Raw genomic sequence first — 18,832 nt, 5'->3', positions numbered from 1 at the left:
GCGGGGAGCGGAGGGTGTCAACGGGTACCACCGTCATTGCGAGCGCAGCGAAGCAATCCATTCTTCCGCGGATGCGGACGCATGGATTGCTTCGTCGCTGTCGCTCCTCGCAATGACGGCGGCGGGATACGGTCACGCCGGCGGCTGAAAGCTCCGCAACGTGCGCGCCTTGTAGTCGTAGAGCTTGCCGGTTTCGCTCCACTCCGGCGAACACATCGGCACGATGAATTCGGCGGCCATGCCGGGCGTATCCAGCGTCATCGGGTCTTCGCCGGGAAACACCTGCGCGCGCATCCGGGTGCGGATCGGGCCCGGGCTGAACAGATTGACACGCAGCGCCGTATTGGCGGTCTCGTTGGCCCAGGAGCGCACCAGCGCATCGAGGGCGGCCTTCGAGGCCGCATAAGGGCCGAGATAGGCGTTGGCCTTGTGCGCCACGCCTGATGTGACGAACACCGCACGGCCGGCGTCGGACTGGCGCAGCAGCGGGTCCATGCAGCGGATCAGCTGGAAGTTGGCGGTGACGTTGATCGCGAACACGTCGTTCCACGGCTTCAGTTCGATGTGGCCGAGCGGCGAGGACGGGCCGGCAGTGCCGGCGTTGCCGACCAGGATGTCGAGCTTGCCGTGGCGCTCATGCAGCGCGAGCCCGAGCCGCGCGATGCCGTCGTAATCGGTGAGCGAGAGCGGCACCAGCGTGGCGCTGCCGCCGTCCTTGCGGATCTCGTCGTCGAGCTCTTCCAGCCCGCCCTGCGTGCGCGCCACCGCCACGACATGCGCGCCGGCCTTGGCCAGCGCGACCGCGGTCGCATAACCGATGCCGCGCGAGGCGCCGGTCACGAGGGCAATACGGGAGGCGAGGGGTTCTGTCATGTCTGTCCGTCCATATCTTGCGGCGGGTATTACAGACGGAAATGGCCGGGACAAGCCCGGCCATGACGAATTCCTGCGCTTTCGGCTAGGGGCCGGGCCCCTGGTCCATATTGCTGCTGTTGGTGCCGTTGCCCGAATTGTCGGGCGTCACCTTCATGCCCTGGCGGAAGGCAAACACGATGAAGCCGACCAGCAGCACCCCACAGAGGATGCCCATGATCAGCTGCATGGTGTGCTCCGTCAGCTCGCCTCGGCCAGCAGTGAGAGCTGGCGCGGCGGGGCCTCGGTTTCGCTCTGGTCGGTGAGATGGGTCGGATAGGCGCCGGTGAAGCAATGGTCGGCGAATCTCGGACTGGCCGGGTCGCGCCCTTCATAGCCCATCGCGCGGTACATACCGTCGATCGACAGGAAGGCGAGCGAGTCGGCGCCGATGATGTCGCGCATCTCCTCGAGCGAGTGGGTCGCGGCGAGCAGGCCGCCACGGTCGGGCAGGTCGATGCCGTAATAGTCGGGATAGAGGATCGGCGGCGAGGCGAGGCGGAAATGGACCTCGCGGGCGCCGGCATCGCGCATCATGCGCACGATCTTCTTCGAAGTGGTGCCGCGCACCAGCGAGTCGTCGATCAGGATGATGCGCTTGCCTTCGATCGCGGCGCGGTTGGCCGAGTGCTTCATGCGCACGCCGAGCTCGCGCACGGTCTGGGTCGGCTGGATGAAGGTGCGGCCGACATAGTGGTTGCGGATGATGCCGAGTTCGAACGGCACGCCGGAATACTGGCTGTAGCCAACCGCGGCGGGCACGCCGGAATCCGGCACCGGCACCACGACGTCGACCTCGGGGTGGCTTTCGCGCGCGAGCTGGGCGCCGAACGCCTTGCGCACGTCGTACACCGAGCGGCCGCCGACGATCGAATCCGGCCGCGCGAAATAGATGTACTCGAAGATGCAGGGCCGCGCCGGCTTCGGCGGGAACGGCTTGTGGCTGTGCGCGCCGCGCTCGTCGAACACGATGATCTCGCCGGGCTCGATGTCGCGGACATATTTCGCGCCGATCATGTCGAGCGCGCAGGTCTCCGAGGTCAGGATCGGATGGCCGTCGAGATCGCCGAGCACCAACGGCCGGATGCCGAGCGGATCGCGGGCGCCGACCAGCTTCTTGTTGGTCAGCGCGACCAGCGCATAGGCGCCCTCGATGGTGCGCAGCGCCTCGATGAAACGGTCGATGAAGTGGGTGCGCTTCGACTGCGCGACGAGATGCAGGATCACCTCGGTGTCGGTGGTCGACTGCATCATCGCGCCGCCCTTGACCAGCTCGCGGCGTAGGGTCAGGCCGTTGGTCAGGTTGCCGTTGTGGCCGACCGCAAAGCCGCCGGCGCTGAGCTCAGCGAACAGCGGCTGCACGTTGCGCAGGATGGTGCCGCCGGTGGTGGAGTAGCGGACATGGCCGACCGCGGCATTGCCGGGCAGGCGCTCGATCACCTCGCGGCGGGAGAAGGCGTCGCCGACCAGGCCGAGGCGACGTTCACTGTGGAAGCGGCCACCGTCGAAGGAGACGATGCCGGCGGCCTCCTGGCCGCGGTGTTGCAGGGCGTGCAGGCCGAGCGCGGTGATCGCGGCGGCCTCAGGGTGGCCGAAGACGCCGAACACGCCGCATTCCTCGCGGAGCGTGTCGCCATCGAGATCGGGGTGGTATCTGGGATCGTCGTCCCGGTGGTCCTGTGGGAGATGGTCTTGTCGAAGATGGTCCTGCATTTCGATCGGGCCGAGGTCGAGATCCATTTGGGCGGCGTGATCGGAAGGGGTTTGCATCTCGTTCATCGCCTCTCGCAAGGGGCCCAATAAGTTATCGGCCCGCGGGTTTCTCGATCAGCTTTTTCAAGCTGTCACGCGCAGGTTTGCTATAGCCATCGCCCGACGCCGGCGTTGCCTGATCGTTGGTATCAGCCGCAGAATCGTCGTCCGGCTTATTCTTCTTGAACTTCTTTAAGATGGTGTTCTCGGGGTCGTCAGGCAAGAGCGACATCAGCCAATCCCCGGTTCCCTGCAGCACCACCCGGGACTTCGCGCCAGTGACCCAATCGGGCCGCTGCTTGTCGGGAACCAGCCAGGTGAAGAACATGAACGCCACGACCACGATCAGGAGGCCGCGGGCGAGCCCGAACAGGAAGCCGAGGGTGCGGTCGAGCGCGCCGATCCGGGAATCCAGGATCATGTCTGAGATCCGCACCGTGATGATTGAGACCACGATCAGCGTGCCGATGAAGACGCCGGCCACCACCACCACGGCCGCAACCGTGTCGTTATTGAAGTAAGTTTTGGCGGTCGGCAGCAGCTTCGAGAAAGCATACAGCGTGACCAGCGCGGCGGCGCCCCAGGCCGCGATCGACAGGATCTCGCGCATGAAGCCGCGCACCATGGCAAGCAGGCCCGAGATCAGCATCACGCCGAGCAGGACGAGATCAAGTATCGTTATGGGCATCGGCTGGTCAGGTCCGCTGGTACGTTTGGGTCCGCTGTTAAGGGCTCGCGAATCGGCAAAGTCGGTGCCGTCCTAACTGAGGCGCGTCGGGGGCATTCGGCAAGGCCGCAACACCACCTGTCCCGCGCGGCGGATGTATAGCGGCGGGGGGCTGATACGTCACGCCTGCTTTAGCTGGTCTCGCGACGGAATCGGGCCGGTGTGGCATTTTTCTCAACCGCATCAGCGCCCCTGGAGCCGCCTTGGTCGTCCCGTGGCGCAGCCCGGCCGCCTCTGGGCGTCCCGCGCGCCGCAATTTCGGCGACCAGCGTGGTCAGATTGCCGACGCTGTTCAGCGCCAGCCCGCTATCTCCGCCACCATCGCCGCGGGCCGATTCGGGCAGGATGGCGCGGCCGAAACCGAGCTTGAGGGCCTCCTTCAGCCGGGCCGGGGTCTGCGCCACCGGCCGGATCGCCCCGGAGAGCGAAATTTCGCCGAAATAAACCGCGTCCGTCGGCAAGGGCGCATTCACCAGCGAGGAGACCAGCGCGGCCGCCGCGGCGAGGTCCGCGGCCGGCTCCTGGATGCGCAGGCCGCCCGCGACATTGAGATAGACGTCATGTCCGGACAATTTGACGCCGCAATGCGCTTCAAGCACCGCCAGCACCATCGAGAGCCGGCTCGGGTCCCAGCCGACCACGGCACGGCGCGGGGTGCCAAGCGAGGTCGGCGCCACCAGCGCCTGCAACTCGACCAGCACCGGGCGGGTGCCCTCGATCCCGGCGAACACCGCCGTGCCGGGGCTGCCGAGTTCGCGTTCGGAGAGGAACAATTCCGAGGGGTTGGTGACTTCGCGCAGGCCGAGCCCGGTCATCTCGAACACGCCGATCTCGTCGGTCGCGCCAAAGCGGTTCTTCGCCGAGCGCAGGATGCGGAACTGCTGCGAGCCTTCGCCCTCGAACGACAGCACCGCATCGACCATGTGCTCGACCACGCGGGGGCCGGCGATCTGGCCGTCCTTGGTCACATGCCCGACCAGGATGATCGTTGCCCCTGTCTTCTTGGCGAAGCGAATGAGGGCCTGCGCCGAGGCGCGGACCTGGGTCACCGTGCCAGGCGCGGATTCTACCGTGTCGGTCCACATGGTCTGGATCGAGTCGATCACGATCAGCCGCGGCACCGCGCCTTCCGACAGCGTCGAGACGATGTCCTCGACCGAGGTCTCGGAGGCGAGCTGCACCGGCGCGTCCGCAAGCCCGAGCCGCTCGGCGCGGAGCCGCACTTGGGCGACCGCTTCTTCGCCCGAGATGTAGACCGCGCGGTGGCCGGCCCGCGCCATCATGCTGGTGGCCTGGGTCAGAAGCGTTGATTTTCCGATGCCGGGATCGCCGCCGACCAGCAGCACCGAGCCGCGGACAAAGCCACCGCCGGTGACGCGGTCGAGCTCGGCCACCCCGGACGACAGCCGCGGCGCGTCCTGGGTCTTGCCGGACAGCGATTCCAGCGCGAACGTCCGCCCCTTGCGCTTGCTGCGGATCGAGACCGGCACCGAGCCCGTGGTGTCTTCCTCGGCCAGCGTGTTCCACTCGCCGCAGGAGTCGCACTTGCCCTGCCAGCGATTATACGCCGCGCCGCAGTTCTGGCAGACGAAGGAGAGGGTGGATTTGGCCATGGAGCAGGTGAGTCGCGTGGTCGACGATGCACGGCTGCTTAGCACGGAAAGCCGGACACGAGCGACATGCTCGATCGATCACCTCGACATCTGGAAGAATTGCCGGGCGATGTGCTCGACCTCGCGCCACGAATTCGCCAGATGCACCGCGCCCGCCGAACGCAGCGTTGCGTGGTGACCGTCGCGGATATGGCTCGCGGCGCACAGGCCGATTGCCGTCATGCCGGCTGCGACGGCCGCCCTGATGCCGCCGGCGCTGTCCTCTATGACCAGGCATTCGCCGGGCTTCGCGCCGAGCTTCGCGGCGGCAAGCAGGAAGATATCCGGATGCGGCTTGCCCCGCGCGACCATGTCGGCGCTGAAGACGCGGCCGTCGAATTCCGCTTCCAGTCCCAGCACCGAAAGGCACAATTGCAGGCGGTCCATCGAGCTGGACGACGCAATGCAGCGCGGGATGTGAGCAAACTGCAGGATGAAGTCGCTGGCGCCGCCGACCTCCTTCAGGTCGGTTCGGAACCGGTCCAGCGTGGCGCGCTTGAGCGCGCTGGAGAAGTCGGCGGGCAGGGGCCGCCCGATCGCCGCCTCGATTTCGGTCATCACGTCGGTCCACCGCTTGCCGGAGTAGCGGGTGAGCGCCTGATCGAGCGTGGTGGCGTGTCCGAGATCGCTGACGGTCTCCGCCAGCACGGTGTTGGCGATGGCCTCGCTGTCGGCGATCACGCCGTCGAAATCGAAGATCAAAGCGCCCAAGATCGCAGCCCCCAGCAGACGACGAAGTCCTAGCAGGACCAGGCCGCCAAGCGGGCAACACGTTCTGTTGCAGAATATCTCAGTGCCGCGCGCCGCCTCAGAATACATCGAGCGGCAGGGTCGCTGGCCGCCAGGATGCTGTCCATGATCGGAGGACGCCTGACGGCACCACGGAATCAGCGAGAGAAGACCCGCGTTCCGGCCGGCCATCGCGGCTTGTCTCCGACCGGGCTTGCGCCGATCTCCCATCCGACGCCGCCCCAGAGCACGTCGACGGCACCAAGCTCGCCTGCGATATCGCGAACATAAAACACATTCGGCTTGGCGCTGATCTCGAGCGGGCCGCCGTTGCCGTTGGGTTGCTGCTGCAACCTGCACCAGACGTCGGCCAACCGGCTCTCGTGGCTCGGACCCAGTTTGGCCAGGATCTCCTTGTCGCTCGAGGCTGCGCTCAGAACGTAGGTCTGCAACGATGCGCCGCCGGTCTCGTCCTCGACCTTGTTCGTGAAGCGTTGCGCGAAGGTCGCACCCAGCCAGGAGATTTTCACCGGCGCGCTCGAGGCGATGTTCTCCTTGAAATGGTCCCGTGCGACGAATTTTTCTGGGCGAGGGATCGCCGAGGTCGACGACGGATCGGACGGTTCCTCAGCTTTTGGTTGCAGGGAACACGCGACGCGGTCAACGGCGACAGCCGAACCCGGTTGGTTCGGTTTCGCATCGTCGGCGGCGACGCTCAAGGCTGGTGCTGCGAGAAAGAAGGCCAATGACAGCGTGAGGCTTAACTGGCGCATCTTGTTGTTGTCCCTGAATCCGCTGTGTTCGCGGAGACAAGGTAAACCGCATCTTGCAGATGTAAATTAAAGATCGGGTTTCTGGTTAAGGATAAAAAGTAAGTTCAACTACAGCGCGAATTTGAATCAAATGCGCGGCGGCCCGATTTTCCGGCCGCTAAGCGCGGATGTCTCGCCCCGACAGCAGCAGCGGCGAATTCTCGCGCGGCGCCAAGCCCGTCGGCAAAGCTCGGCAGCATCTTGCCTGCGCGCGCAGCGGATCGGTCCAGCTCCAGCGAACGCGCCAGGATGGATTGTTCGTGTAGGCCGGAATTCGCCAGACCCAGATCGTCTCGTAAACGCTGTCCCCGAGGTGCTCGACATCGGGCCTTGCTGTCGGCCACAAGGCCGCACCAGCAATGGCGAACGTGACGGCCGCCGCGGTCGTGATCATCATCTTGCGCATCGCGCGCCTGCCTTTCCCGCCTGTCGCAGGTTCTGACAACCCGCGACTGCCAATGCTTCGACTTGCGATCCCGAATCCGTCAGGCCGACATCAGCCGCTGAGGTGCGCGCTCCATTGCGCACCATGTGTCGCCTGACTCTCGGGATTCGCATCCGGGTCGTCGATCAACCCCGTGATGCTTGCTGGAGCAAAGTTCTTGTCCGCAAACGGTCGAGTGCAAGTAATGAAGTTGTCATAAGCGCAGTCGCCGGATGGAGGCAATCCGGATAACAACGGGAGGCGAGCGCTCAACAAAACTCTTTCGGAGTACACAATGCAAGATGCGCAAGCCCCCGTAGAATTACGACGTCCTTGCGAAGATCTTCGTATTCGTCACGTAGAAGTCCGTTTGCGCGACGCGTGGTGGGGCGCGGGCCAAAGTGCGGGAGGCCCCACGATTCGGCGTCGGAAATTTGAAAACCTTGCAGCTTATCTGTGGTCGATCGGTTCATCGCGGGTTCAGTGCAAATGACCAAAGTGACTTGGGTCGCAATACCCGCAGGAGCATCCTGACGACGTTGTCGGCGTAGAGCCATTCCCAAACGGAGCAAGTTTATGATTAGTCGGCGTCACGTACTCGGAGTGATCGCGGCAGCCACCACGGCAGGCGCGTCTGGCATCGCCTTCGCGAAGGAGAAGCACCAACTCAACGGAAAAGACCTGCTTGGCGAAAACATCAAGAAGAATGGCAAGCACAAGATCCATTCGACCGGAAAAAAGGTCGACGTCCTTGCCGAGGTGAACAACGGCAAGGTCACGGGCATCAGCGCCGTCGGGATGCAAGTAAAGAAAGTCCGGTCGCGTCAGAAGTTGGCTGAGACGGCTCCGGGCATAACCCTTGTCGGCATGCAGGTCGCGCAAGCTGACACCTATTACTACGGCTACTGGGTCTACGACGACCTGACCGACTACTACTATTGGTTCCCGGCTGACTACGTGCTCGTCGATTCGTCTTGGGTCGAATACACAGCCTAGGCTGTTGCGCGATCAGGCCGATGTTGAAGCATCGGCCTGGATGTCGCCGGGACGCAAACCGCTTCGTGTTTGATGGTGCCGGTTTGTTTCGACGAAATGCGGGCGTCAGTGGAGCGCAGCCGACCACAGCAACGCCGTGCCCGCCGCCAGCATGATGCCGTCCATGATCAGGCGGAATGACTCCGGCTTCATCTGCAGCACGAAGCGTTTGGCGATGAAGGCGCCGGCCATGAGCGAGGCGCCGGCGATCAGGCCCTTGAGCGCGATGTCAGGTGTCAGCGCGCCGAACCGCTCGAACGTCACCGACTTGCTGACATAGAGCCCGAGCGAGCTTGCCGCTTCGGTGGCGAGGAACGCGCCCTTGCTGAGGCCGTAAAACAAGAACAGCGGCACGCTGAGCGGGCCGGTCGAGACCACGATGCCGGTGAGATAGCCGATCAGCGCGCCGCCGATTGCGAGATGCCAGAGATTGGCCTTCAGTCTGTGCTGCGCCAGCCAGTGCCGCACCGGCACCATCGCGATCAGGAACACGCCGATCGCGATATCGACCGCGCGCGAGGGCAGAGCGAGCAGGGTGCGCGCGCCGAGCGCTGCGGCCGGAATGCCCGTGACCGAGTAGGCGGCACAGGCGCGCCAGTCGACCTCGCGCCACCAGGCCAGGATCCGCGACAGATTGGCCATCACGGCGGCGACCGCCATGATCGGCACCGCCTGCTTCGGCCCGTACTGATAGACCAGCACCGGCATCAGCATGATCGACGAGCCGGTGCCGACGATGCCTGAGATGGTGCCGGCGACCAGGCCGACGATGAGGACGAACAGGAAGCCCACGCGCACTCCGAGACGTGATCCCGAGCCACGCCGGATGCGTGTCTCGACAACGAAGGCTCAGTGTGACCTCATGGTTCGAGACGGCGCAAGGGCGCCTCGAACCAGGGACGTGTCGTCGCGTGCCCGTCAGTACTTCGCGACGACCGGGCCGCCGAAGCGGTAGTTGACGCGCACCGTCACCATGTCGACGTCCTGGCGGATGCGTTCGTCATGGTTGAGCTGGGCGATGAAAACAGGATCGTAGGTCATGTGAACATTGTCGGTTCCCATGAACAGATGATCGTATTCGACCGCCAGCGACCAGTTGTGTGCGATCGCATATTCGGCGCCGGCGCCGATCGCGCCGCCCCAGCGCGTCTCGCTGCCGCGGTCGGCGATGAATCCGACCGGCACGCCGGGTCCGAAAGCCGGCGTGATGAAGCTCTCGTACCGATCGTGCACGACGGCCGCTCCGCCCTTTGCGTAGAGCAGGAAGGCGCCCCAGGAATAGCCGATCTGTCCGGTGAACAGGCCGATGGCATCGATCTTCGAGCGGTTGGCGAAGCCTGCGAACAACGGGGCGACGGATGGGTTCGAGCCGGAGAGGTCGGCCCAATTGCCCTGCGCTTCGACGCCGAATACCCAGGCTGCCTGCTGCCAGCGATAACCGATCTGGCCGCCGGCGGTCGCCCCGCTTGCGGTGTGGCAACCTTCCGAGCCGGTGAAATTCACGACGCCAAGCGCCGGATTGGTGATGGCGAAGGGCACGATGTCCCAGCACTTCCGGCTCCAGCCGCCGCCGCCATTGGCGCCGACATAGAAGCCGCTCCAGTCGGTGGTGGCGGCGACGATCGGGGGCGCCTTGGTGTACGGGCGGGCGGCGAGGTCGGCGGCGGACGCGCTTGCAATGCCGAGCATGAGCATGGATGCGGCGACGAAATATGTCTTCATGGGCAGCCCCAATGCATGAATCAAATCGATGTGAGGCTAGTCGATTTGCACCAGCTCCGGCTGTACCCGGTCCGCCACATCCCGCCGCATTCGCTTGTACCGCAGGCTCCCGTGTCACGAGAATGCGGATGTTTGACTCGCACGCCGTGCAACAAATTCGACGTCGTCCTGGCGAAAGCCAGGACCCATTACCCCAAATCTCAATTGTTGCACGACGCCGGGGCCACGATCCCGTTCACAATCAAATTCGGTGGTTATGGGTCCTGGCTTTCGCCAGGACGACGGTGGTGTATGCGGCATCATTCGATCCGGGTCGCGACCACCTGTGCTGATTGTTAAGAGGTGTGAGACCGGCCCATCACTTCAAAACCACCCACGCCGGCGCATGATCGCTGGCGCCTTCCTCGCCACGAACGTCCCGGTCGACGCCGGCCTTCGCGAGCCGCGCCGCGACGTCGGGGCTGAGCAGCAGGTGATCGAGCCGGAGGCCTGCATCGCGCGGCCAGCGCTGGCGCTTGTAGTCCCAGAAGGTGAACATCTGACGATCCGGATGCAGCGTGCGGAGCGCATCGCACCAGCCCTGATCGACCAGCGCCTTGAACGCGGCGCGGCTCTTCGGCTGGATCAGCGCGTCCTTGTCCCAGGAGCGGGTCGGATAGATGTCGAAGGGCGTCGGCGCGACGTTGTAGTCGCCGGCGAGTACCACGGGGACGTGCTGCTTGAGCAGCTTGGCGGCGTGGGCGCGCAGCCGCTTGAACCAAGCCAGCTTGTAGTCGAATTTCGGGCCGGGCTGCGGATTGCCGTTCGGCAGGTAAAGGCTGGTGACGACGATGCCGCGCACCGCGGCCTCGATGTAGCGCGCCTCATGGTCGTCCCGATCTCCGGGCAGGGCGGTGCGGATCAAGACCGGCTCGGCCTTGCGCGCGAGGATGGCGACGCCGTTCCAGGTCTTCTGTCCCTGCCACACGGCACTGTAACCGGCCTTCTCGATCGCGGCCGCGGGAAACTCGGCGTCGCTGGCCTTGAGCTCCTGCAGGCTGACGACGTCGGGCTTCGCGGTCTTCAGCCAGCGCAGCAGGTTCGGTAGCCGGCGATTGACGTTGTTGATGTTGAAGGTCGCGATCTTCATGCGCAATCGCGACGATGCATTGCGTCAAGCGGACGGTGCGGAGGGCAAAGGCGGTGGCGCAGCGGGCGCCGTCGGCAAGGTCGGCGGCTCCGCTTGCGCCGCGGCCGGCTCGCTCTTCTCGGCGACGGTCTCGCTGCTCGCCGCGACGGCATCGCCGCCCTTGTAGATGCGCACGAAACGGCGGCCGAGGCTGGTCAGCACCTCATAGCCGATGGTGCCGAAATGATGCGCGACCTCGTCGACTGTGATGCCTTCGCCGATCAGCGTCACCATGTGGCCGCGCCGCACGGCATTCTTGTCGAGATCGGTGACGTCGACCGCGATCAGATCCATCGAGACGCGGCCGGCGATCGGGCAGCGCTTGCCGGCGACCACGACCTCGGCACCGCGGGTGCCGTCATTGGCGCTGGCGGCGCGGAAATAGCCGTCGGCATAACCGGCGGAGACGATCGCGAGCCGAGTCGGCCGGCGCGCGGTCCAGGTGCCGCCATAGCCGACGGTCTCGCCGCGATCGATGTTGCGGATCTGCACGATGCGCGCCTTGAGGTCGACCACCTGCTGCATCGGGTTGTCGGCCTCCGGCGTCGGGTTGACGCCATAGAGCGCGCAGCCCGGCCGCACCATCTCGAACTGGAATTGCGCGCCGAGGAACACGCCGGAGGAGTTCGCGAGCGAGGCCGGCACGCCGGTGAACAGGCTCGCGATCTCCCGGAAACTCGCAAGCTGTCTGGCGTTGGCGGGATTGTTGAGCAGTTCGGCGGAGACCAGGTGGCTCATCACCAGCGTGATGCCGTGATCGCCGGCATTGATCCGCGGGATGATGCCCTGCGCTTCGCTGACCGTCAGCCCGAGCCGGTTCATGCCGGTGTCGATATGGATGGCGGCGCCGCCGGACCAGCCGGAGCGGCGGCAGAACACGTCCCATTCGGCGAGTTCGTTCAGATCGCCGATCACAGGCTTGCAGTCGATTTTGGCGTAGGCGTCGCCGGTCTGCTGGAAGAAGCCGCCGAGCGCATACACGGTCGCCTGCGGAACAGCCGCGCGCACAACGGCGGCCTCCTCGACGGTGGCGACGAAGAAGGTCTTGCAGCCGGCCTTGGCCAGCGCCCGCGACACCTGCTCGGCGCCGCAACCATAGGCGTTGGCCTTGACCACGGCGGCGCATTCCGCCGGGACCGCGGTCTTCTCGAGCTTGCGCCAGTTGGCGATGATGGCGTCGAGGTCGACGGTGAGGATGCCGGTGGCGGCCGGATGGGCCGCCAGCAAACTGGCTTCGGGCGTCAGCTGCGATTTCGCGTCGGTCACGATGTTCATGGCTCAGTTGTACAAGCGGGACCAGCGGCCTTCAACCGTGCCCCGCCATTAGTAGGAGGGCGGGCGATCCGGGACCAATCCGTCCGATGCGAGGTCGCCGAACCGGGTGACGCTGGCTTCGAAGTGTAGTTCGACGGTGCCGGTCGGACCGTGGCGCTGCTTGCCGATGATGACTTCGGCCTTGCCGAGCGCGCGCTCCATTTCGGCTTGCCAGGTCGCGTGCTCCGGGGTGCCGGGCCGCGGTTCCTTGTTCGCGAGATAGTATTCCTCGCGGTACACGAACATCACGACGTCGGCGTCCTGCTCGATCGAACCGGATTCACGCAGGTCGGAAAGTTGCGGCCGCTTGTCGTCGCGGTTTTCGACCTGGCGCGACAGCTGCGACAGCGCGATCACGGGGACGTTGAGCTCCTTCGCCAGCGCTTTCAGATTGGTGGTGATCTCGGTGATTTCCTGCACGCGGTTGTCGTTGCCGCGCTTGCCCGAGCCCTGCAACAGCTGGATGTAGTCGATCACGATCAGGTCGAGCCCCTTCTGCCGCTTGAGGCGGCGGGCGCGCGCGGTGAGCTGCGAGATCGAGAGACCACCGGTTTCGTCGACGTAGAACGGCAGCGACTGCAACTCGATCGAGCAGTCGCGGATCTTCTCGAAATCGAGCTCGGAAATGCCGCCGCGGCGGATGTGGCTGGAGGGGATGCCGGTACGTTCGGCGAGAATACGGGTGGCGAGCTGTTCACCGCTCATTTCGCAGGAGAAGAAGCCGACCGCGCCGCCGTTGATCGCCTTGGTGGTGCCATCGGCCTGCACCTCGGGGACATAGGCCCTGGCAATATTGTAGGCGATGTTGGTGGCGAGCGAGGTCTTGCCCATGCCGGGACGGCCGGCGAGCACGATCAGGTCGCTTGGCTGCAATCCCCCCATCTTGGTGTCTAGGTCGCGCAGCCCCGTCGAAATGCCGGACAGTTTGCCGTCGCGCTGGAACGCCTTGGCCGCCATGTCGACGGCGACCGTGAGTGCATCCGCAAAGCGCTGGAAGCCACCGTCGTAGCGGCCGGTTTCGGCCAGGCTGTAGAGCTGCCGTTCGGCGTCCTCGATCTGCGCGCGCGGGGCAAAATCGACCGGTGCGTCGTAGGCGACGTTGACGATCTCCTCGCCGATCTGGATCAGGTTGCGGCGCAGGCTGAGATCATAGACGGTACGCCCGTAATCCTGCGCATTGATGATGGTGGTCGCTTCGGCGGCGAGGCGAGCGAGGTATTGGCTGACCGTCATGCCGCCCAGGTCGAGCTCGGCAGGCAGGAACGTCTTCAAGGTCACGGGATTCGCGACCTTGCCCATCCGGATCAGACTGCCGGCGGTTTCATAGATCTGCTGGTGGATGGCTTCGAAGAAGTGCTTCGGCTCCAGGAAATCGGAGACCCGGTAGAAGGCGTCGTTGTTGACCAGTATCGCGCCCAGCAGCCCCTGTTCCGCTTCGATGTTGTGCGGCGCGTTCCGATAGGTCGGGGACGCGGCGTCGGGCGCGAGCTTGTGAACGTTCGAATCAATCAAGGCCATGGACGAGCTTATTCTTCTGATTTCGTCGTTACTGAGATTTTCGGCTGTGGGGCCGCGATCAAGCGCCAGCCCGGCACGAAGCGAAAGGACGGATGTTTCTTATGCACGATTCACACAACACGAGGTGTGAATCCGCCACCGCCGGATGCATTCCGCTTGACGGGGATTCGGTCGAAAACCGGCGTCGTCCGGCCGGTCAGCGATGTCGTTGGCAAAAATCTGACGCGGCCTGAACCTTTTTCCGGGCTGCCGCGCCCAACCAGCAGCGAGGTCGGTGCTGGCCTCGGTTCCTCAGACCAGGATGAGGAAAGCCAGCGCGATCAAGGCGGCCGCCACGCCGGTTGCGATCAGGGCGTAGTCGGTCACGAGGTCGCGCTGCGGGTCCAACATCGTCTGGTGCGGTTCTCGGGTCATTCCGGACCACTACGACAGCCCGGAACAGACCTCTGTGAAGCAGATCACATCTGGCGCATTTTCTTTGCGGCAGGTTCGCGGGAACGACCCGGCGGATTCCGGGTTGTCTCCGCTCAGGAAAGATACGGCGACGATGGCTCGGGAGTTTCAGACAGCGCGACCAAGGATTGGCCGGGCAGGTGGCATGGACCGCCGCTGGCTGGCGTCGCTTGTCGATGCCATGGAGCAGGCGGCGCGTCCGGAGGTCCGGAACGTTCCCTGCGATATCAGCCTGATTTCGGCCGTCGCGGCTCACTTGGCGCGCCCGGCGCCGACCTTCGCCCATTGCGGCTCGGCCTACAGCCTGTGCAACTAGCGGTCCCGCGCTTTCAGAGCTATTCGCCGGCGAGTTGCAGCCGGGGTTTTGTGGCGCCGGCTTCCTTGAGCCGGAGGCGACCTTCCTCACGGCCGATATAGTCGCGGGTCATCGGCACGATGCCTTGGCGCTTGGTCAGTTGCAGCTGGAAGTTCATCATGTTCTGCACGCGGAACGACATCTCCGAGGCCGCCAGATAGAATTCCCACATCCGGGCAAAGGCCTCGTCGTAGAGCCGCACGGCCTCCTCGCGTCGCGCCATGAAGCGGTCTCGCCACGCCTTCAGGGTCTCCGCATAGTGCAGGCGCAGGATCTCCATGTCGCAGATCAGCAATCCGGCCTTCTCGATCGCCGGCATGACTTCGGAGAGCGCCGGAATGTAGCCGCCGGGGAAGATGTATTTCCGGATCCAGGGGCTGGTGACGTCGGGGCCGGTCGAGCGGCCGATCGAATGCAGCAGCATGACGCCGTCATCGCTCAGGAGTTCGGCGCAGCGCTTGAAGAAGGTTTCGTAAAACGCGACCCCGACATGCTCGAACATGCCGACCGAGACGATGCGGTCGAACGGGCCGGGGATGTCGCGGTAGTCCTGCAGCAGGAAGCGCGCCGAATGCGTCAGGTTCTTCTCCGCCGCCCGGGCGTTGGCGATCTGCAGCTGCTCGGTCGACAGCGTGACGCCGGTGACGTCGGCGCCGCTCATCTCGGCGAGATAAAGCCCGAGCCCGCCCCAGCCGGAACCGATGTCGAGGACGCGGTGGCCGGGCTTGATCAGGAGTTTTGCGGCGAGGTGGCGCTTCTTGGCGAGCTGGGCGTCGTCCAGCGTGGCGTCCGGCGTCTCGAAATAGGCGCAGCTGTATTGCTTGTCCGCATCGAGGAACAGGGAATACAGGCGGCCGTCGAGGTCGTAATGGCGGGCGACATTGCTCCGGGACCGGCCGCGCACATTGAGCTGCTGGGCGCGCCGCCCGAGGAAGCGAACCCAGGCCTGCAGCCTGGCAAAGTTCGGTAACATGGCCGCCTGGCCCATCAGGACAGCCAGCACATCGGCGATGGTGCCTTGCTCCACCACGAACGTGCCGTCCATGAAGGCTTCGCCGAGGTAAAGCTCGGGATCGACCAGAATGCGCAGTTCTGCGGCCCTGGTCATGAACCGTGCGGCGACCGGAATGCCCGTGCCGTCACCACAGGTGAATTTGGCGCCGCTCGCGGTCGTGAACGTGATCGAACCGCGGCGGATGAAGCGCCCCAAGAAAAATCGCAACAATCGGTCCATCGAAGCACCAACGGAACGGCAAGCTGCACACTGACACCACCGGAGCTGATCACTCCAATGTGTCCCCGACCTAAAGATAGGCAGGGAATTGGATCACGCTATTGCGTTGTGCTCAAAGCCGATATTCCAAAATGTGACAATTGCGTGGATGCGTCACGCGCGCGCTTCCATTCGCGCGATAATCGGCTAAAAGGTGACCGCCGCGGCCGATCCATCAGGCGCTGGCGGCGATTTTTCCGGAATCTGGAGACTTAAGGAATGTTGAGCCGAGCCCTCAGTCTGGCGACGGTGACGCTTCTGATTGGCTGCCTGTCGGCCGTATCAGCGCAGGCGCAAAACCTCGAGGCCGGCAAAAGCCCCTCCCAGATCTTCGCCAATACCTGCACGGCCTGCCACAAGAGCCCGCGCGGTCTTTTGAAGACCGTGCCGGCCGGTTCGCTGCCGGGCTTCCTGCGCCAGCACTACACGACGTCGAGCGACATGGCCGGCGTGCTGGCGTCCTATCTGATCTCGAACGGCGCCAACGATCCGCGCTACCAGGCCAAGGATAACCCCCGAGGGGCCAAGGGCCGGGACGCCAGGCAGGAGGCGAACCAGTCTCCGGAGCAGCCGGCCGAGCGCCCGTCGCGCCGGCAGCGTCAGGGTGCGGCGCCACAGGAAGGGGCCAAGGAAGCTGCAAAGCCAGATGCCGACGGTTTGAATCCCGAAGCGCGTCCGGCCCACCGCGTCCGGCGCATGGCGCGTCCGAGCGAGGCGCCTGATGGTGCCAGGCCGGACGACGGCCAGACCCCGCAGGCCGCGGGCGAAGGCAGGCCGGCGCGCCAGAAGCACGGCCGTCGCGGCAAGCCGGTCGAGGAGCCGAAGTCGGACGAGGCGCCCAAGGGCGAGGCGGCGGGCGACGACTCCAAAGCTCAGACAACCGTCAAGCGCGAAGAGAAGGGGCAGCAGCCCGACACCGCCAAGGTCGATGCGCCTAAGAGCAGCTCAGGCAGCGAGCCGGTTGCCGTGCGATCGGACCCGGTTCCACAAGTCACACCCGCGGCTCCGGCCGCTTCGCCGGCGCCTGAGCCCGCTGCTGCCGCATCTCCCGCACCGACGCCCGCCGCGCCACCGGTAACTGCGGCCGTGCCACCTCCGCCGCCCCCGACGACACCGGGCTCCGGTCCGCCGGAAGCGCCGACCTCGAAGTAATCGTCAACGCCGGGCCGTGAGGTCCGGCGTTATCGTTTGACTGGCGCTAGAGTGTAGCTCTAGAGTATTGATCTAGTCACGAAGGGAGCAAGGGTGAGCACGGCGCGCGAAGACCTGTTGGCGGCGGGACTGGCGGTGTTCGACCGCGACGGTTTCGAGGGCGCGACGGTGGCCGAGATCCGCTCCCGCGCTCGCGCGTCGAACGGCAGCTTCTTCCATTTCTTCACCTCGAAGAAAGAGCTCGCCGGAACCCTGTTCCTGGAGATCCTGCAGGCCTATCACGCCGCGATCATCACCGCGGTCAACGAGACGCACGGCGCCGGTGAGGGCGTTGCGCGGCTGATCCGCGCCCATCTCGATTGGGTCGTGACCTTCAGGCGCGAGGCGCGCTTCCTGTTCGAGATTTCGCGCAGCGAATGGGGCGAGGAGGTGCGTGGCGCGCAGCGCACCGAGAACGCGCGGCTCACCGACGGCATCGAGCGCTGGCGCGCGCCACTGCTTGCGCGCGGCGAGTTGCTGCCGATGAGCGCGACACTGTTCTTCAGCCAGATCATCGGGCCGGCGCAGATCTTTTGCCGCGCCTATCTGTCGGGCCGCCATCACGGCGATCCGCGCGAACAGGTCGAGACGCTGATCGCCTGCGCGATCCGCGCGGTGGTGGCGCCGGAGCGAGCAGGAGAGATGTCATGAACGAGGCCGATCCGGACTTTGCGCCGATCGCGACGCGAATTCGCGACAATGTCGGCCGTCAGGGCTTCATGGGTCTTGTCGGCGCCGAAGTGGCCGAGCTGTCGCGCGGCGCGTGCACGCTCGCGGTCGACCGCCGGCCTGAACTATTGCAGCAGCACGGCCTGTTCCACGGCGGGGTGACGGCGTTTCTGGTCGACAACGCCACCACGATTGCGGCGGCGACGTCGCGTGGCCAGCCGGCGCTGACGGCCGAGTACAAGCTGAACCTGCTGTCACCGGCGTCGGGCGATCGCTTGATCTGTCGCGCCCGCGTGATCAAGCCGGGGCGTCAGGTCGCCGTCGTTGCGGCCGACGTGTTCTGCATCATCGACGGCAAGGAGAAGCATACCGCAACCGCACTGGCGTCGATCGCGATGCTCGACGATCAGGCGGCGGCACGAATCCAAAGCCCGGCCTGATGGGGCCGGGCTTCGTAGCGTCTAGTCGGTTGGACGATGGCGAGAAGCTTACTTCTCTTCGGCAGCCGGAGCCGGCGCAGCCTCGTCGTCGTGCTGCGCTTCCGGATCGAAGAATTCGCCGGCGGCGGCGAGCGCCTCGGCGGCAGCGTCCTGGTCTTCCTGGCGGGTCGAGATGTCCTCGCCGCGCTTGATCCGCTCGGCCTCTTCAGCGGAACGGGCGACCGTCACGGTGACGCTGGTCTCGACTTCGGGGTGAACGGCGATGGTCACCTTCTGCTGGCCGATCACCTTGATCGGCGAGTCGAGCCAGACCTGCGGACGGGCAACCGTGATGCCGTCGGCGGCCAGCGCAACGACGATGTCGCGCACCGTGACCGAGCCGAACAGCTGGCCGGACTCGGAGGCCTGGCGGATGATGATGATGTCGCGGCCGTCGATCTTCTCGGCGACCACGGCTGCCTCGCCCTTGGCCTTGATGTTGTTGGCCTCGAGCTCGGCCTTCATGCCGTCATACTTGGCGCGGTTCGCCTCGGTGGCGCGCAGCGCCTTGCCGCGCTTCAGCAAGAAGTTGCGGGCGAACCCGTCCTTGACGCGCACGACTTCGCCCATCTGACCAAGCTTGGCAACGCGTTCCAACAGAATGACTTCCATCTTCGTTCTCCTTTAGAGGCTAAGTATCGGGTTGA

21 protein-coding genes are annotated in these 18,832 nt (G+C 65.2%); 5 read left to right on the top strand and 16 right to left on the bottom strand.

Translation table 11 applies throughout. From position 1 onward, the window contains the following. Positions 1 to 132: 132 nt before the first annotated feature. From Q0030_RS05855 to Q0030_RS05820, 8 genes are all read right to left on the bottom strand, one after another. A complete protein-coding gene (locus Q0030_RS05855; protein WP_298363890.1) occupies positions 133 to 873 on the bottom strand; it encodes an SDR family NAD(P)-dependent oxidoreductase in 741 nt (246 codons plus the stop codon). 85 nt (positions 874 to 958) lie between these two features. Continuing rightward, positions 959 to 1,102: a hypothetical protein gene (locus tag Q0030_RS05850; protein WP_298363889.1), complete on the bottom strand. Its 144-nt coding sequence runs from the start codon at positions 1,100 to 1,102 to the stop codon at positions 959 to 961. Positions 1,103 to 1,113: 11 nt separating this feature from the next. Next, on the bottom strand, positions 1,114 to 2,691 hold the full coding sequence (gene purF / locus Q0030_RS05845; RefSeq protein ID WP_298363888.1) for an amidophosphoribosyltransferase: 1,578 nt from the start codon (positions 2,689 to 2,691) through the stop codon (positions 1,114 to 1,116). A gap of 25 nt (positions 2,692 to 2,716) precedes the next feature. Beyond that, complete coding sequence (locus Q0030_RS05840; protein WP_021079832.1) at positions 2,717 to 3,352, bottom strand: CvpA family protein; 636 nt, start codon at positions 3,350 to 3,352, stop codon at positions 2,717 to 2,719. Between the two features lie 170 nt (positions 3,353 to 3,522). Further along, positions 3,523 to 5,004: a DNA repair protein RadA gene (gene radA / locus Q0030_RS05835; RefSeq protein ID WP_298363887.1), complete on the bottom strand. Its 1,482-nt coding sequence runs from the start codon at positions 5,002 to 5,004 to the stop codon at positions 3,523 to 3,525. Positions 5,005 to 5,082: 78 nt separating this feature from the next. Next, complete coding sequence (locus Q0030_RS05830; RefSeq protein ID WP_298363885.1) at positions 5,083 to 5,754, bottom strand: HAD family phosphatase; 672 nt, start codon at positions 5,752 to 5,754, stop codon at positions 5,083 to 5,085. 176 nt (positions 5,755 to 5,930) lie between these two features. Continuing rightward, a complete protein-coding gene (locus Q0030_RS05825) occupies positions 5,931 to 6,545 on the bottom strand; it encodes a hypothetical protein (protein ID WP_298363884.1) in 615 nt (204 codons plus the stop codon). A 157-nt stretch (positions 6,546 to 6,702) separates the two neighbouring features. After that, on the bottom strand, positions 6,703 to 6,990 hold the full coding sequence (locus Q0030_RS05820) for a hypothetical protein (protein ID WP_298363883.1): 288 nt from the start codon (positions 6,988 to 6,990) through the stop codon (positions 6,703 to 6,705). Between the two features lie 621 nt (positions 6,991 to 7,611). Between Q0030_RS05820 and Q0030_RS05815 the strand changes: the two genes are divergently transcribed. Then, positions 7,612 to 8,004: a hypothetical protein gene (locus tag Q0030_RS05815; protein WP_298363882.1), complete on the top strand. Its 393-nt coding sequence runs from the start codon at positions 7,612 to 7,614 to the stop codon at positions 8,002 to 8,004. Between the two features lie 105 nt (positions 8,005 to 8,109). On the opposite strand, the gene Q0030_RS05810 is transcribed toward Q0030_RS05815, so the two are convergent. From Q0030_RS05810 to Q0030_RS05785, 6 genes are all read right to left on the bottom strand, one after another. Further along, positions 8,110 to 8,835 (bottom strand): sulfite exporter TauE/SafE family protein, encoded by a 726-nt coding sequence (locus Q0030_RS05810; RefSeq protein ID WP_298363880.1) that lies wholly within the window; start codon positions 8,833 to 8,835, stop codon positions 8,110 to 8,112. A gap of 126 nt (positions 8,836 to 8,961) precedes the next feature. Next, complete coding sequence (locus tag Q0030_RS05805; protein ID WP_298363879.1) at positions 8,962 to 9,765, bottom strand: outer membrane beta-barrel protein; 804 nt, start codon at positions 9,763 to 9,765, stop codon at positions 8,962 to 8,964. Positions 9,766 to 10,123: 358 nt separating this feature from the next. After that, the gene (gene xth, locus Q0030_RS05800; protein ID WP_298363877.1) at positions 10,124 to 10,894 is read right to left on the bottom strand and encodes an exodeoxyribonuclease III; all 771 of its coding nucleotides are present in this window, start codon (positions 10,892 to 10,894) and stop codon (positions 10,124 to 10,126) included. 24 nt (positions 10,895 to 10,918) lie between these two features. Then, a complete protein-coding gene (gene alr, locus Q0030_RS05795) occupies positions 10,919 to 12,208 on the bottom strand; it encodes an alanine racemase (RefSeq protein WP_298363876.1) in 1,290 nt (429 codons plus the stop codon). Positions 12,209 to 12,256: 48 nt separating this feature from the next. Further along, positions 12,257 to 13,765 (bottom strand): replicative DNA helicase, encoded by a 1,509-nt coding sequence (locus tag Q0030_RS05790; RefSeq protein WP_298363875.1) that lies wholly within the window; start codon positions 13,763 to 13,765, stop codon positions 12,257 to 12,259. Positions 13,766 to 14,056: 291 nt separating this feature from the next. Further along, a complete protein-coding gene (locus tag Q0030_RS05785; protein ID WP_256437482.1) occupies positions 14,057 to 14,179 on the bottom strand; it encodes a hypothetical protein in 123 nt (40 codons plus the stop codon). Positions 14,180 to 14,363: 184 nt separating this feature from the next. On the opposite strand from Q0030_RS05785, the gene Q0030_RS05780 reads away from it, so the two are divergent. Then, entirely contained in the window at positions 14,364 to 14,534 is a 171-nt protein-coding gene (locus tag Q0030_RS05780) for a hypothetical protein (protein WP_298363871.1), read from the top strand. A gap of 19 nt (positions 14,535 to 14,553) precedes the next feature. Here the strand turns inward: Q0030_RS05780 and Q0030_RS05775 are convergent, their stop codons facing one another. After that, the gene (locus Q0030_RS05775; protein ID WP_298363869.1) at positions 14,554 to 15,807 is read right to left on the bottom strand and encodes a cyclopropane-fatty-acyl-phospholipid synthase family protein; all 1,254 of its coding nucleotides are present in this window, start codon (positions 15,805 to 15,807) and stop codon (positions 14,554 to 14,556) included. Positions 15,808 to 16,065: 258 nt separating this feature from the next. Between Q0030_RS05775 and Q0030_RS05770 the strand changes: the two genes are divergently transcribed. From Q0030_RS05770 to Q0030_RS05760, 3 genes are all read left to right on the top strand, one after another. After that, entirely contained in the window at positions 16,066 to 16,998 is a 933-nt protein-coding gene (locus tag Q0030_RS05770; protein WP_298363866.1) for a hypothetical protein, read from the top strand. A 93-nt stretch (positions 16,999 to 17,091) separates the two neighbouring features. Beyond that, complete coding sequence (locus Q0030_RS05765; protein WP_298363865.1) at positions 17,092 to 17,688, top strand: TetR/AcrR family transcriptional regulator; 597 nt, start codon at positions 17,092 to 17,094, stop codon at positions 17,686 to 17,688. Beyond that, entirely contained in the window at positions 17,685 to 18,146 is a 462-nt protein-coding gene (locus tag Q0030_RS05760) for a PaaI family thioesterase (protein ID WP_223968043.1), read from the top strand. The genes Q0030_RS05765 and Q0030_RS05760 overlap by 4 nt, the downstream gene beginning before the upstream one ends. Before the next feature lie 48 nt (positions 18,147 to 18,194). Here the strand turns inward: Q0030_RS05760 and rplI are convergent, their stop codons facing one another. Next, positions 18,195 to 18,797 carry a 50S ribosomal protein L9 gene (gene rplI, locus Q0030_RS05755; RefSeq protein WP_298363863.1) on the bottom strand — a complete coding sequence of 201 codons (603 nt, stop codon included), beginning with the start codon at positions 18,795 to 18,797 and terminating at the stop codon, positions 18,195 to 18,197. Positions 18,798 to 18,832: the final 35 nt, after the last annotated feature.

Source organism: uncultured Bradyrhizobium sp. (assembly GCF_947648125.1).
GTDB lineage: Bacteria > Pseudomonadota > Alphaproteobacteria > Rhizobiales > Xanthobacteraceae > Bradyrhizobium.
This window is presented reverse-complemented; position numbering and strand designations above follow the sequence as displayed.